At 47.0% G+C, this 13,795-nt stretch carries 11 protein-coding genes and 9 tRNA genes; 15 read left to right on the plus strand and 5 right to left on the minus strand.

Going from position 1 to position 13,795, the window contains the following annotated elements:
• The first annotated feature begins 56 nt into the window (after positions 1-56).
• Together DW096_RS00625 and DW096_RS00630 are read left to right on the plus strand one after the other, a co-directional pair.
• Positions 57-491, plus strand: coding sequence for a hypothetical protein (locus DW096_RS00625; RefSeq protein ID WP_005828348.1), 435 nt, complete (start codon positions 57-59; stop codon positions 489-491).
• A 10-nt stretch (positions 492-501) separates the two neighbouring features.
• Positions 502-915, plus strand: coding sequence for a hypothetical protein (locus tag DW096_RS00630; protein ID WP_005836471.1), 414 nt, complete (start codon positions 502-504; stop codon positions 913-915).
• 65 nt (positions 916-980) lie between these two features.
• Here DW096_RS00630 and DW096_RS00635 read toward each other — a convergent pair whose 3' ends face one another.
• On the minus strand, positions 981-1,892 hold the full coding sequence (locus tag DW096_RS00635; protein WP_008663283.1) for an RluA family pseudouridine synthase: 912 nt from the start codon (positions 1,890-1,892) through the stop codon (positions 981-983).
• 60 nt (positions 1,893-1,952) lie between these two features.
• A complete protein-coding gene (rlmD, locus tag DW096_RS00640) occupies positions 1,953-3,374 on the minus strand; it encodes a 23S rRNA (uracil(1939)-C(5))-methyltransferase RlmD (RefSeq protein ID WP_005836473.1) in 1,422 nt (473 codons plus the stop codon).
• A 206-nt stretch (positions 3,375-3,580) separates the two neighbouring features.
• Here rlmD and ppdK point away from each other — a divergent pair, with 206 nt between their 5' ends.
• Together ppdK and DW096_RS00650 are read left to right on the plus strand one after the other, a co-directional pair.
• Positions 3,581-6,301, plus strand: a complete 2,721-nt coding sequence (gene ppdK / locus DW096_RS00645; protein ID WP_118936599.1) for a pyruvate, phosphate dikinase — start codon at positions 3,581-3,583, stop codon at positions 6,299-6,301.
• A 167-nt stretch (positions 6,302-6,468) separates the two neighbouring features.
• Entirely contained in the window at positions 6,469-7,353 is an 885-nt protein-coding gene (locus DW096_RS00650; RefSeq protein WP_005836513.1) for a sensor histidine kinase KdpD, read from the plus strand.
• Between the two features lie 19 nt (positions 7,354-7,372).
• Here DW096_RS00650 and DW096_RS00655 read toward each other — a convergent pair whose 3' ends face one another.
• Together DW096_RS00655 and DW096_RS00660 are read right to left on the minus strand one after the other, a co-directional pair.
• A complete protein-coding gene (locus DW096_RS00655) occupies positions 7,373-7,981 on the minus strand; it encodes a thiamine phosphate synthase (protein WP_005836515.1) in 609 nt (202 codons plus the stop codon).
• Between the two features lie 166 nt (positions 7,982-8,147).
• The gene (locus DW096_RS00660) at positions 8,148-8,768 is read right to left on the minus strand and encodes a superoxide dismutase (RefSeq protein WP_005828364.1); all 621 of its coding nucleotides are present in this window, start codon (positions 8,766-8,768) and stop codon (positions 8,148-8,150) included.
• Positions 8,769-8,912: 144 nt separating this feature from the next.
• On the opposite strand from DW096_RS00660, the gene DW096_RS00665 reads away from it, so the two are divergent.
• The 11 genes from DW096_RS00665 to DW096_RS00720 all read left to right on the plus strand — a co-directional run bounded on the left by DW096_RS00665 (position 8,913) and on the right by DW096_RS00720 (position 13,599).
• Positions 8,913-11,267, plus strand: coding sequence for an ATP-dependent helicase (locus DW096_RS00665; RefSeq protein ID WP_120028632.1), 2,355 nt, complete (start codon positions 8,913-8,915; stop codon positions 11,265-11,267).
• Between the two features lie 141 nt (positions 11,268-11,408).
• On the plus strand, positions 11,409-12,554 hold the full coding sequence (gene nspC / locus DW096_RS00670; RefSeq protein WP_035448315.1) for a carboxynorspermidine decarboxylase: 1,146 nt from the start codon (positions 11,409-11,411) through the stop codon (positions 12,552-12,554).
• A 111-nt stretch (positions 12,555-12,665) separates the two neighbouring features.
• A tRNA-Gly gene (locus DW096_RS00680) sits at positions 12,666-12,738 on the plus strand.
• A 28-nt stretch (positions 12,739-12,766) separates the two neighbouring features.
• Positions 12,767-12,851: transfer RNA gene (locus DW096_RS00685), tRNA-Leu, on the plus strand.
• A 40-nt stretch (positions 12,852-12,891) separates the two neighbouring features.
• Positions 12,892-12,975 (plus strand) — tRNA-Leu (locus tag DW096_RS00690).
• A gap of 14 nt (positions 12,976-12,989) precedes the next feature.
• A tRNA-Gly gene (locus DW096_RS00695) sits at positions 12,990-13,062 on the plus strand.
• A 27-nt stretch (positions 13,063-13,089) separates the two neighbouring features.
• Positions 13,090-13,171 (plus strand) — tRNA-Leu (locus DW096_RS00700).
• A 43-nt stretch (positions 13,172-13,214) separates the two neighbouring features.
• Positions 13,215-13,298, plus strand: a tRNA-Leu gene (locus tag DW096_RS00705).
• 14 nt (positions 13,299-13,312) lie between these two features.
• Positions 13,313-13,385: transfer RNA gene (locus DW096_RS00710), tRNA-Gly, on the plus strand.
• 27 nt (positions 13,386-13,412) lie between these two features.
• Positions 13,413-13,494 (plus strand) — tRNA-Leu (locus DW096_RS00715).
• Between the two features lie 32 nt (positions 13,495-13,526).
• Positions 13,527-13,599, plus strand: a tRNA-Gly gene (locus DW096_RS00720).
• 72 nt (positions 13,600-13,671) lie between these two features.
• Here the strand turns inward: DW096_RS00720 and DW096_RS00725 are convergent.
• The coding region (locus tag DW096_RS00725) for a lipocalin-like domain-containing protein (RefSeq protein ID WP_120151108.1) at positions 13,672-13,795 on the minus strand (124 nt) is incomplete at its 5' end.

A 13,795-nucleotide genomic window follows, 5' to 3' on the forward strand; every position in this document is an offset into this window, starting at 1 on the left:
TGTTTCATTTTTTTTGTGTATGTTTGTCCGCAAGTATTAACTAAACTCGATAACTTATGAAGACTTTGAATTATGTGAAGATATTGCTGTTGTGTGTATTTACGATTGGGCTGGCGTCTTGTGGGGATGATGTATATTATACCATGCAGAATAGCGACGACAAATTGTGTGGGAAGACGTGGATAGAAGAATATCAGACGGAAAACAAAGATGGAGTTGAAGTGTTATGCAGTCATCAGCTGAAGTTTGCCAAGGCTGATAATTCTGGACAGGAAATCTGGGAGTATTATCGCGGAGGCGAGTCCCGTCCCTATGAAACGACTTCACGTACTTTTACTTGGAAATGGATGGATAAGTCTATGGAGGGGTTGACTCTGAATTATGGTGCCGGTGAAATCAAGTACTTTGATAATGTATGGGTGCGCGAACATTATTTATCCGGTAAACTGGATGGAGTGGTTGTTATGATGGTAGATGCTAATTATAAATAAAGTATGGCTTATGAATAATATGTTGAAATACACAAAAATGTTATTGTTGTTTGTCCTTGTATTAGGATTGACATCATGTGATAGTGAGGAAGAAACGGAATATAATCTGCCCGGTGAATGGTATACATCTGAAGAAATAGATTTCGGGGCATATACTTGGGGTAGGGGGACGATTATGACCTTTAACGCGCGCAACCAAGGTACTATTGGTTCATATGGCGACCCGAATTATTTGCTTTTCAGATGGAATTGGGTTAGTGGGGCTTACAATCTGATGGAATTGGAATTCTATGATGATGGCAGCATGGCTTACATTGAAGGAGCCATGGCTGATTCTTATTCTTTCAGTGGTACTTGGTATAATAGCTGGAGGGAATATCAAGATAATATTCACGGACAGCCTTTTCGTATGCGTCGGCAATGACGACATGCTTATCAATAAAAAACGGAGCAAATCAATTGCTCCGTTTTTTATTGTATGTCAGCTTTTTACTTATTCTTCAAAACCAATTTCTTGAACTCTCCCGGATAAGGTGTTTCAAACCGCATCAGCTCTCCCGTGACGGGATGATAGAAACAGAGTTTGAAAGCATGCAGGGCCAAGCGTCCGATAGGATTTACGTCTTCCAGTCCATAGCGTCCGTCGCCGATAATGGGATGCCCCAAATCCTGCATGTGTACACGTATCTGGTTTTTTCGTCCCGTTTCCAGGTTCAGTTCAACGAGAGAGTATCCATTGGCTCGTTTGATGGTACGGTAATGCGTAATGGATTCTTGTCCCCCGTCATCTGTCGGGCTGGAGTATACATACAGCTTACGGTCTGTCAACCAAGAAACCACGGTTCCTGCATCTTTTTCCATCTCGCCGACCACTACGGCTACGTATCGCCGGTCTGTTACAATGTCATGCCAGTTATCGCGTAGTGTACGTTGGGTCTTCTCGTCTTTGGCAAACATCATCAAGCCGGAGGTGTCACGGTCCAGGCGGTGCACGATGTGTACACGGTGCTGCTTGCCCGAGCGTTGCACGTATTCATTCAAGATGGTATAGGCGGTACGTTCCTTTTGCCGGTCAGTGTTGACGGACAGCAAACCCTGCATCTTCTCTATCACGATGATATAGGCATCCTCGTATACAATCTTCATCAGTTTATGGTTGAACTCTTTACGTCCCTTCTCACGGCTGATTTGTACTTTCATACCCGGTTTCAGGGGAAAATTGTATTGTGTAGTGATAACGCTGTCCACATATATAATGCGTTTGCTTAGCAATGATTTCAGCTTGGTGCGGCTGGCGTCCGGCATTTTAGCTGCCAGAAACTCCATGAGCTCCATCGGTTCCTTCACCATGTAGTCCGTATATTGTGTGCGGGCTCTTGCTGTAATTTTTTCTTTTGCCACGACTGGTTTTAATTTACGATTAGACAATTTACAATTTACGATTGAAAACTACTTGGACTTTCAATCTTTTAATTCCAATAATACTACGTTTTCCACATGGTGGGTGTGCGGGAACATGTCTACCGGTTGAACGGCCTTCACTTTATATTTCGCATCGAGCAGTTGCAGGTCGCGCGCCTGCGTAGCCGGATTACAGCTGACGTATACGATGCGTTTGGGTTCGGCAAACAGAATGACATCCACTACATCCTGGTGCATTCCGGCACGGGGAGGGTCGGTGATGATGACATCGGGACGGCCGTATTGGTTGATGAAGTCTTGTGTCAGCATGTCTTTCATATCTCCGGCAAAGAACAATGTATTTTTAATTCCGTTAATCTCGGCATTGACCTTGGCGTCTTCAATGGCTTCGGGCACATATTCTATGCCGATTACCTGGCGTGCGTGCTTGGATACGAAATTGGCAATGGTACCCGTGCCGGTATAAAGGTCATAAACAAGCTCGTTACCGGTCAGTCCGGCAAAGTTGCGCGCTACTTTGTAGAGGTTGTAGGCTTGTTCGGAGTTGGTCTGATAGAAAGATTTGGGACCTACCTTGAAGCGCAGTCCCTCCATTTCCTCGAAGATGTGGTCTTTTCCCTTGAAGGTGTGTACCTCGAGGTCGGTGATGGTATCGTTGCACTTATTATTAATAATGTATAGCAGGGAAGTGATTTCGGGGAATGTATCTGCTATGTATTGCAGCATTTGCTTGAACAGAGCCATTTCCTCCTCTTTCTCTATCTTGCAGATGAGGATTACCATCAGTTCGCCGGTGGTAGAGGTACGCACAATCATATTGCGTAGCATTCCTTCATGCGTACGCAGGTTGATGAAGGAATAGTTGTGCTGGTAGGCATAGTCGCGTACCGCATTGCGGATGCGGTTGGATATATCGTCCTGCAACCAGCACTTTTCTATGGCAAGCACTTTATCGAAAGCATTGGGAATATGGAAGCCTACGGCATTCATCTGTTCGTACACTACATTCTGCTGAACCTCTTCTGTCGTCAGCCAACGTTTGTTGGAAAAAGTGTACTCCAGTTTATTCCGGTAGAACTGAGTTTTTTCTGAACCTAATATCGGAGAGATTTCCGGCAATTCGATTTTGCCGATGCGGGTGAGGTTGTCCGTTACTTGTTTTTGCTTATACTTGATTTGCTCGGAATAGGGGAGAACCTGCCATTTACAACCGCCGCATACACCATAATGTTGGCAGAATGGAACTGCCCGTACTACCGAATATTCATGGAATTTCACAGCCTCGGCTTCAGCATAATGATGCTTTTTTCTCTTAATTTGCAGGTCAACTACATCGCCGGGGACGACATATGGTACGAAAATCACCAAATCATTGACTTTTGCGATGGCTTTTCCTTCGGCAGCCACATCCGTAATTGTCACCTTCTCCAGTAGGGGAAGTTCTTTTCTCTTTCTTGCCACTTTTACACCAATCTAATAAATTCTCCGGCAAAAATAGACATTTTTTCGGGATTTCTCTCTATGAAATGAAATATTAAAGATTGCAATGTCGAAATTGCATTTTAGCATAAAGTTTTTTCTGAAAAAGTTTTCTAGTCTGCGAAATATACTTAGATTTGCGAACAGAAAAAAGAGAAAATCACTATCAAAAACTTTAAATTTATATTATGGACAAAAAAAGAGTTTATACCTTTGGTAACGGCCAGGCAGAAGGAAAGGCCGATATGAGAAACCTTTTGGGTGGGAAAGGTGCCAACCTTGCAGAAATGAACCTTATAGGGGTTCCGGTTCCTCCGGGCTTTACAATAACGACAGAAGTTTGTACGGAATATTATGAAATGGGGCAGGATAAAGTCGTTGCTCTGTTGAAGAATGAAGTTGAACAAGCCATTGCCCATGTGGAAACACTGATGCGTTCCAAATTCGGTGATGTGGAGAATCCGTTGCTGGTTTCCGTACGTTCGGGTGCGCGCGCTTCCATGCCGGGCATGATGGACACTATCCTGAATCTTGGCTTGAATGACGAAGTGGTGGAAGGCCTGACGCGCAAGACGGGCAATGCACGCTTTGCATGGGACTCTTACCGTCGTTTCGTGCAGATGTATGGCGACGTGGTGCTGGGTATGAAGCCGGTGAACAAGGAAGATGTAGACCCGTTCGAGGCTATTATAGAAGATGTGAAACATGCTAAAGGCGTGAAGCTGGACAGCGAGCTTGAGGTGGAAGACCTTAAGGAACTCGTGAAGAAGTTCAAGGCTGCCGTAAAAGAACAAACAGGAAAAGACTTCCCGACTTGTGCTTACGAGCAGTTGTGGGGTGCCGTTTGTGCCGTATTCAACTCTTGGATGAACGAACGTGCTATTTTGTATCGTAAGATGGAGGGAATTCCTGACGAATGGGGTACTGCCGTAAGCGTTCAGGCTATGGTATTCGGTAATATGGGCGAGAGCTCTGCTACGGGTGTTTGCTTCAGCCGCGATGCTGCTACCGGTGAGGACCTTTTCAATGGCGAGTATTTGATTAATGCACAAGGTGAAGACGTGGTTGCCGGTATCCGTACTCCGCAACAGATTACAAAAATCGGTTCTCAACGTTGGGCTGAATTAGCCGGTGTAAGCGAAGAAGAACGTGTCAGCAAATATCCTTCCATGGAGGAGGCTATGCCGGAAATCTATAAGGAACTGGATGCTTTGCAGACAAAACTCGAAAATCACTACCGTGATATGCAGGATATGGAGTTTACAGTACAAGAGGGTAAACTCTGGTTCCTCCAGACCCGTAACGGTAAGCGTACCGGAGCCGCTATGGTGAAGATTGCCATGGACTTGCTCCATCAAGGTATGATTGACGAAAAGACTGCATTGATGCGTTGTGAGCCCAATAAGTTGGACGAACTGCTCCACCCGGTATTTGACAAGACAGCTCTGAAGCAAGCCAAGGTATTGACCCGTGGTCTTCCCGCTTCTCCGGGTGCCGCTACGGGACAAATCGTATTCTTTGCTGATGATGCTGCCGAATGGCATGCTGCCGGCAAGCGTGTGGTGATGGTACGTATCGAGACTTCTCCGGAAGATTTGGCAGGTATGGCAGTTGCCGAAGGTATCCTGACTGCTCGCGGCGGTATGACTTCTCATGCGGCAGTGGTTGCTCGTGGTATGGGTAAGTGCTGTGTATCCGGTGCCGGTGCCTTGAATATAGACTACAAGGCGCGTACAGTGGAAGTGGATGGTGTACTGTTGAAAGAAGGTGACTATATCTCCTTGAACGGAAGCACCGGCGAAGTATATAAAGACAAGGTGGAAACAAAAGCGGCTGAGCTGTCCGGTGACTTTGCGGAACTGATGGATTTGGCAGACAAATATACGAAGCTACAGGTTCGTACCAATGCGGATACTCCTCACGATGCAGAAGTGGCACGCAATTTTGGTGCGGTGGGTATCGGCCTTTGCCGTACGGAGCACATGTTCTTCGAAGGCGAGAAGATTAAAGCCATGCGCGAGATGATTCTAGCAGAAAACGCCGAAGGACGTCGCAAGGCTTTGGCTAAGATTCTACCTTACCAGCAAGCTGACTTCAAGGGTATCTTCAAGGCAATGGCTGGTTGTCCGGTGACTGTACGTCTGCTCGACCCTCCTTTGCATGAGTTTGTTCCCCATGACCTGAAGGGACAGCAGGAAATGGCAGATACGATGGGTGTAAGCCTCCAGTATATCCAGCAACGTGTTGAGGCGCTTTGTGAGCATAATCCGATGTTGGGTCATCGTGGTTGCCGTTTGGGAAATACATATCCTGAAATTACGCAGATGCAGACGCGTGCTATCCTGGGTGCTGCTTTAGAATTGAAGAAGGAAGGCGTTGAAACCCATCCTGAAATCATGGTGCCTCTGACCGGCATCTTGTATGAGTTCAAGCAGCAGGAAGAAGTGATTCGTGCTGAGGCTGCCCAGTTGTTTGAAGAAGTGGGTGACAGCATCGACTTCAAAGTAGGTACAATGATTGAGATTCCGCGTGCCGCCTTGACTGCTGACCGCATTGCTTCCTCTGCCGAGTTCTTCTCATTCGGTACGAACGACTTGACTCAGATGACATTTGGTTATTCACGCGACGATATCGCTTCCTTCCTCCCGATTTATCTGGAGAAGAAGATTCTGAAAGTAGACCCGTTCCAGGTACTCGACCAGAATGGTGTAGGACAGTTGGTGCGCATGGCTACTGAAAAGGGACGTGCTATCCGTCCGGATTTGAAGTGCGGTATCTGCGGCGAACATGGCGGTGAGCCTTCTTCTGTGAAGTTCTGCCACAAAGTTGGCTTGAATTATGTCAGCTGTTCTCCGTTCCGTGTGCCTATTGCACGTCTGGCTGCGGCGCAGGCTGCCATTGAAGGCTGATTTCAATAATACTGAATAATGACATTTATGGGCTGCATGCTTTACTTGGTAATGGCATGCGGCCTATTTTGTTGGAAAAAACTGTAGTTTCTATTAATTTATTTGTATTTTCTTTAGTATATTTGCTTCCCATAATTTTATAGTTTCCAATAAGCAAGCAAAAAACGATGATATTGACAATTACGGCAGCATACGATGTTTGGACGAATGACTTCTATCAGAATAATGAAGCATTGGTATATAGTTTTGGGATAATTGTCATTCTGCTTTTGGTCATCATGATAATCATTTCCATCAGCAAGAGCAAAAGGTTGAAGACGTTGCAGCGCATCAATGAGGTTGCCGAAGAATCCAACCAGCTGAAGAATGCTTTCATCGCTAATATGACTCACGAAATTCGTACTCCTTTGAATGCCATTGTAGGCTTTACAACTATGCTTGCCGAAATGGATGATCTGGACAGAGAAACCCGTATGGCTTTTCTGAAGGAGATTAATGATAACAAGGACTCGCTGCTGCAACTGGTCAATGACTTGCTGGACTATTCGAAGATTGAGGCAAATACTCTGGAATATAACGATGGAGAAGTGGATGTAAACGCGCTGATTGATGAAGTCTGTACGACGGAGAATATGCGCTCGCATCCCACGGGCATTCAGGTGGAGTTTGTAGAACGGCTGCCTCAATGCCGTTTGGTGGTAGACCGCGTGCGTTTTGCCCAAGTCATAGGTAACTTGGTGAGGAACGCCTTGAAGTTTACGGAGATGGGCAGTGTGAAAATCGGTTGCAGGAGATTGAGCAACCATAACTTCTATTTTTATGTGGCAGATACAGGCTGTGGTATCGATGAAGTGGGAAGACATGCCATCTTTGAACGGTTTGTGAAGATGAACTACAATATCAAAGGTACGGGGTTGGGGCTTTCCATCACCAAATCTATTGTGGAGCACTATGGGGGAGGTATCGGTGTGGAGTCTAAGAAAGGGGAAGGCTCCACCTTCTATTTCACGTTGCCTGCCGGTATTGAATACAAAGAGTACGGTAAATTTTGATTTGCCAGTCCAAGAAGGCTCAATCAGCCATTTTCTTCAACTTCTTGAAGTGGCGGATTACTTCCAGATAATCGCGGTCGGTGCAGGCATTGAATTTATTCCATAAGTCACCCATTACAACGGCACCACCGAATCCGTAATCCTTAATCTCCAGTATGTTGTCGGGAGTAATGCCTCCCAAAGCCATGACTCTACTGTCTATGACCTTACTTTTTCCTGCTTGCCGCAACTCTTCGGCTGTGAAGCCGGACGTGACTCCGGACTTTGTGATGCAATTATATATCGGGCTTAGGAACAGATAGTCATAGAAATGCTTCTTGTTCTGCACTTCGTCCAGTGAATGGCAGGTGCAACTGATGTGGCCCGAATAGTCGTGGGGCTCTTTGGGATTGCGGGTGTTTAGATGAATCCCCATCAGGCTGAACTCTTCCTGCAGGTAGAAGTGCTCATGGGTAATGATGCGCTTATGGTATTTTTCGGGTATCAGCGTTAAAAGCCGTTCTGAATACATGGCGGGAGTTTCCGGCTTCCTCAGATGTAGAATATCCAGCCCCTCTTCGAATAGTGCCGTGATAATCTTGTCTTCTTCCACAAAAAATGTGGGTGCTGTTACTACGATGAGTTTCATTTCTTTTGTTTAACTTTTAAGTTTAGCAAAGTTAATGAATACTTATGGTAGAAGCCAAAGAATTTCTTTAAAATATGTTAGATGGCTATTTTAAACAAGAAAACGCATTCTTGAACCTTAGTTGCTCAAGAATGCGTCATTAACATGTTTAGTGGGACCTTGTTGCTTATTTCAGTCTTTTACCTACTACATCCCAGTCGATGATGCTCCACAGTTCGTTCACATGGTCGGCACGGCGGTTCTGGTAATCAAGATAGTAGGCATGTTCCCACACGTCGAATCCGAGTAGCGGAACAAGACCGGCGCGTACCGGATTGCTACCGTTGGCTTCTTTGGTGATGTGGAGTTTGCCGTTCTTGTCGGCAGACAACCAAGCCCATCCGGAGCCGAACAAGCCGACAGCTGCCGCGTTGAATTCCTTCTTGAAATTCTCAAAGCTGCCGAAGTCGCGTTTGATGGCTTCTGCCAGCTTGCCGGTAGGCTCGCTGTGGGCAGGCTTCGGAGCAAACTGTAAGAAGTATAATGTGTGGTTCAACACTTGTCCTGCATTGTTGAAGATGGCACCGTCCGGTGCTGTGGCAACAATGGTTACCAGGTCTTTGCCTTCAAATTCCGTTCCCGGAACGAGGTTGTTGAGGTTGTTCACGTAGGTTTGCAGATGTTTACCGTAGTGGTAATCTATGGTTTGCTGACTGATTACAGGTTCCAGTGCATTGTTGGTGTAGGGAAGTTTTGGCATTTCGTAAGTCATAACTGTTATCATTAAAATCGTTAATATTGTATTCATAAGTTTCAATTATTTAATTTTGGAACTTTACTATATAAACACTATAACCTATAGAAATGTTCGTACGTCTCCGAAGCTTTTTTTATCTTTGCCTCCGTAAAAACAAAGGAAGAAAAAATATCATCATTTTAAGATTATACGGATATGCCCGATTATATAGAGGAACTGAACGAAGGACAACGGAACGCGGTGTTATACAATGACGGTCCGTCACTGGTGATAGCCGGTGCCGGTTCGGGAAAGACGCGCGTGCTGACCTACAAGATTGCTTATCTGCTGGAGAATGGCTACCAGCCTTGGAACATTCTGGCATTGACCTTTACCAACAAGGCGGCGCGCGAAATGAAGGAGCGTATAGCCCGTCAGGTGGGGCCGGAGAGGGCGCGCCATCTGTGGATGGGAACCTTTCACTCCATGTTCCTGCGCATTCTGCATGTCGAGGCCGGGTATATCGGCTTCACTTCGCAGTTTACCATTTACGATACGGCAGACAGTAAAAGCTTGATACGTTCCATTATCAAGGAAATGGGGCTGGATGAGAAAGTGTACAAGCCGGGGATGGTGCAGGCGCGTATCTCGAATGCCAAGAATCATCTGGTTTCTCCGGCAGGCTATGCCAACAACAAGGAGGCTTACGAAGGAGACCGTGCAGCCAAGGTTCCGGCGCTTCGCGACATCTACCAGAGATATTGGGAGCGTTGCCGGCAGGCAGATGCGATGGACTTCGACGATTTGCTGTTCTACACATTCCTGCTGTTCCGGGACCACCCCGAGGTGTTGGCGCGTTATCAGGACCAGTTCCGTTACATTCTGGTAGATGAGTATCAGGATACCAATTTTGCACAGCACAGCATTGTGCTGCAACTTGCCAAGAACCATCAGCATGTCTGTGTGGTGGGGGATGATGCACAGAGTATCTACTCCTTCCGTGGTGCTGATATTGACAATATTCTCTACTTTACGAAAGTATATCCCGATACGAAGGTCTTCAAGCTGGAGCAGAATTACCGTTCCACCCAGACCATTGTCCGCGCGGCCAACAGCCTGATAGAAAAGAACCAGTGGCAGATACGCAAGGAAGTGTTCTCGGAAAAGGAGAAGGGAGAGGCCATCGGTGTGTACCAGGCATACAGTGATGTGGAAGAAGGGGATATTGTGGTGAATAAGATAGCTGAACTGCGGCGTGAAAAGCGCTATGCCTACTCTGATTTTGCGATACTCTACCGTACCAATGCGCAGAGCCGTATTTTTGAGGAAGCCATGCGCAAACGCAGTATGCCTTACCGTATTTACGGAGGCTTGTCGTTCTATCAACGCAAGGAAATCAAAGATGTTATTGCTTACTTCCGTCTGATAGTGAATCCCAATGATGAAGAGGCTTTCAAACGTATTATCAATTATCCTGCACGGGGTATCGGAGATACGACAGTGGGAAAAATCATTGCTGCCGCCACCGGGCACAATGTAAGTTTGTGGACCGTGCTTTGTGAGCCGTTGGCGTATGGCTTGAACTTCAATAAAGGTACGGTGGGAAAGTTGCAGGCATTCCGCGAACTTATATCTGCCTTTATCACAGATGCTGCGGAGAAGAATGCCTACGAGATCGGTGCCGACATTATTCGCCAATCGGGCATCATCAATGATGTGTGTCAGGACAACTCTCCCGAGAATCTGAGCCGTAAGGAGAATATAGAGGAGCTGGTGAACGGTATGAGTGATTTTTGTGCCCAACGGCAGGAGGAAGGAAACCCGAACGTGTTGTTGGGTGACTTCCTTTCGGAAGTTTCCCTTCTTACCGACCAGGATTCGGATAAGGATGGGGACGATGAGAAGATAACCTTGATGACTGTACATTCGGCCAAGGGATTGGAGTTCAAGAATGTGTTTGTAGTGGGGATGGAGGAGAATCTTTTTCCCAGCAGCATGGTGGGTGACTCTCCCCGGGCATTGGAGGAAGAACGGCGGCTGTTCTATGTAGCCATCACACGTGCCGAAGAACACTGTTTCCTATCGTATGCAAAGACGCGTTTCCGGTACGGCAAGATGGAGTTTGGCAGTCCCAGCCGTTTTCTGAAGGATATAGACGTACGGTTCCTGCGCCTGCCTCAGGATGCGGGAATGTTCCGCAGGGTAGAGGAGGAAGCTGCCGTTTTCCGCAGGGAGAACGCCAGAGGCTTTGCGCCTGATAAGGAAGATACTCCGTATGGAGGAAAAGAGCGTGTGTCTGTACGGCCGAAGCAGCAGATTATTGCGCCGACCGTTCCACGTAACCTGAAACGGGTGGCGCCTTCTGCAAATACGGCAAGTACATCGCCTTCTGCCGGCGCGTCTGCCAACCGTGTACAGCAGGGACAACTGATAGAGCACGAACGTTTCGGCCTGGGTGAAGTTTTGAAAGTGGAGGGCGAAGGAGACAATGCGAAAGCCACCATCCGCTTCAAGAATGCGGGAGACAAACAACTTTTGCTGCGCTTCGCGCGTTTCAAAGTGCTGTCATAGGATAGTCGCATCTTTTGTCTCACACAGAAACGGGATATTTGTAAGAGGATGATGGTATAAGTGTAGGACCGTGGTATCTTAAAAAAAGACAGTTAGAACGATACATACGGACAATTTAGAATAGTAAATATAGATAGAAGAATGACAAATAAAGACTTTTCCCTTTTCCCTTCTCCCTGCTATATTATGGAAGAAGGATTGCTGAGAAAGAACCTCGCACTGATAAAAAGTGTGGCCGACCGCGCAGGTGTGGAGATAATCCTCGCTTTCAAATCATTTGCCATGTGGCGTTCCTTTCCCATTTTCAGGGAGTATATAGACCACTCTACGGCAAGTTCTGTCTACGAAGCCCGTCTGGCATTGGAGGAGTTCGGAAGTAAGGCACATACGTACTCGCCTGCCTATACCGAGGCCGATTTTCCGGAGATAATGCGGTGCAGCAGCCATATTACTTTCAATTCGCTTTCGCAGTTCCACCGCTTTTATCCTGTAGTGGTGGCGGAGGGAAGCGGCATTTCCTGCGGTATCCGTATCAATCCTGAATACTCTGAGGTGGAAACGGAGCTTTATAATCCCTGCGCACCCGGTACCCGCTTCGGTGTAATGGCCGACCAGCTTCCCGAAGAACTTCCGGCGGGTATTGAAGGTTTTCACTGTCATTGTCACTGCGAGTCTTCTTCCTACGAGCTGGAACACACATTGGAGCACTTGGAAGGAAAATTCTCCCGCTGGTTCTCACAGATTAAGTGGTTGAATTTAGGAGGCGGGCATCTGATGACGCGTAAGGATTATGATGTAGAGCATCTTGTCCGTCTGTTGCAGGGCTTGAAGGGGCGCTATCCACATCTTCAAATCATTCTTGAGCCCGGTTCCGCTTTTACTTGGCAGACCGGTGTGCTGAGCTCGGAGATAGTGGACATCGTGGAAAACCGCGGCATTCGTACCGCCATTCTCAACGTTAGCTTTACGTGCCACATGCCGGATTGTCTGGAGATGCCCTATCAGCCTGCAGTGCGTGGAGCGGAGATGGGCGATGCGGGCCCTTACGTCTATCGCCTTGGAGGAAACTCCTGCTTGAGCGGCGACTATATGGGACTGTGGAGTTTCGACCATGAGCTGCAGATAGGGGAGAGAATCGTCTTTGAGGACATGATACATTACACCACTGTAAAGACGAATATGTTCAATGGAATTCACCATCCGGCCATTGCAATGTGGACAAAAGAAGGAAAAGCTGAAGTTTTCAAGCAATTTTCTTATGAAGATTATCGTGGGCGAATGAGTTGATAATCAAAAGTCTGCTTGTATGCCTGGCGAAAATGTACACTTTTCTGTGTGAAAAAAGTCTGCGGAATGTTTGCAGGTTTAAGGAAAATATCTACCTTTGCATCCGCAATCGCGGAAATAGCTCAGTTGGTAGAGCATAACCTTGCCAAGGTTAGGGTCGCGAGTTCGAGTCTCGTTTTCCGCTCAACGCAGTTTAGATTGCAATTACCTATGCCCAGGTGGCGGAATTGGTAGACGCGCACGTTTCAGGTGCGTGTGTCGAGAGGCATGCAGGTTCGAGTCCTGTTCTGGGCACCAAGGTAAAGCAGTCGGTTCTTTGAATTGTTGAAAGTAAGTTGGAGAGGTGGCGGAATTGGTAGACGCGCTACTTTGAGGGGGTAGTGACAATTATGTCGTGGGAGTTCGAGTCTCCTTCTCTTCACGCTTTTATACATTGCGGAAATAGCTCAGTTGGTAGAGCATAACCTTGCCAAGGTTAGGGTCGCGAGTTCGAGTCTCGTTTTCCGCTCTTTCAGATGTATTGAAGATGACTTATGCCCAGGTGGCGGAATTGGTAGACGCGCACGTTTCAGGTGCGTGTGTCGAGAGGCATGCAGGTTCGAGTCCTGTTCTGGGCACTAAGGTAAAGCAGTCGGTTCTTTGAATTGTTGAAAGTAAGTTGGAGAGGTGGCGGAATTGGTAGACGCGCTACTTTGAGGGGGTAGTGACAATTATGTCGTGGGAGTTCGAGTCTCCTTCTCTTCACGCTTTTATACATTGCGGAAATAGCTCAGTTGGTAGAGCATAACCTTGCCAAGGTTAGGGTCGCGAGTTCGAGTCTCGTTTTCCGCTCTTTCAGATGTATTGAAGATGACTTATGCCCAGGTGGCGGAATTGGTAGACGCGCACGTTTCAGGTGCGTGTGTCGAGAGGCATGCAGGTTCGAGTCCTGTTCTGGGCACTTTACTCCTCAAAAAAGGAGAGTCATCCCATGCGGAAATAGCTCAGTTGGTAGAGCATAACCTTGCCAAGGTTAGGGTCGCGAGTTCGAGTCTCGTTTTCCGCTCTTTTCAGATAAAAAAATCCCGCAAGCATTGTTCGGTGCTTGCGGGATTTTTTTGTTGTATGGAAGTTGTTGTTACAGTTTCTGTAATGAGAATCCGAGCATCATTCCGTCGTAGCTGTTGGCCAGCGAGCCGATACTCTTCAGAGTGGAGTTGCTGCTTTTGCTGGAGAGGAAGGTTATCAGTTTCAGTAGCTTG

Source organism: Bacteroides sp. AM07-18, assembly GCF_003602695.1.
Lineage (GTDB): Bacteria > Bacteroidota > Bacteroidia > Bacteroidales > Bacteroidaceae > Bacteroides > Bacteroides uniformis.

Coding starts and splice junctions, on each gene's coding strand:
- DW096_RS00625 (WP_005828348.1), top strand. CDS start 57: ATGAAGACTTTGAATTATGTGAAGATATTGCTGTTGTGTGTATTTACG.
- DW096_RS00630 (WP_005836471.1), top strand. CDS start 502: ATGAATAATATGTTGAAATACACAAAAATGTTATTGTTGTTTGTCCTT.
- ppdK (WP_118936599.1), top strand. CDS start 3,581: ATGGACAAAAAAAGAGTTTATACCTTTGGTAACGGCCAGGCAGAAGGA.
- DW096_RS00650 (WP_005836513.1), top strand. CDS start 6,469: ATGATATTGACAATTACGGCAGCATACGATGTTTGGACGAATGACTTC.
- DW096_RS00655 (WP_005836515.1), bottom strand. CDS start 7,981: ATGAAACTCATCGTAGTAACAGCACCCACATTTTTTGTGGAAGAAGAC.
- DW096_RS00660 (WP_005828364.1), bottom strand. CDS start 8,768: ATGAATACAATATTAACGATTTTAATGATAACAGTTATGACTTACGAA.
- DW096_RS00665 (WP_120028632.1), top strand. CDS start 8,913: ATGCCCGATTATATAGAGGAACTGAACGAAGGACAACGGAACGCGGTG.
- nspC (WP_035448315.1), top strand. CDS start 11,409: ATGACAAATAAAGACTTTTCCCTTTTCCCTTCTCCCTGCTATATTATG.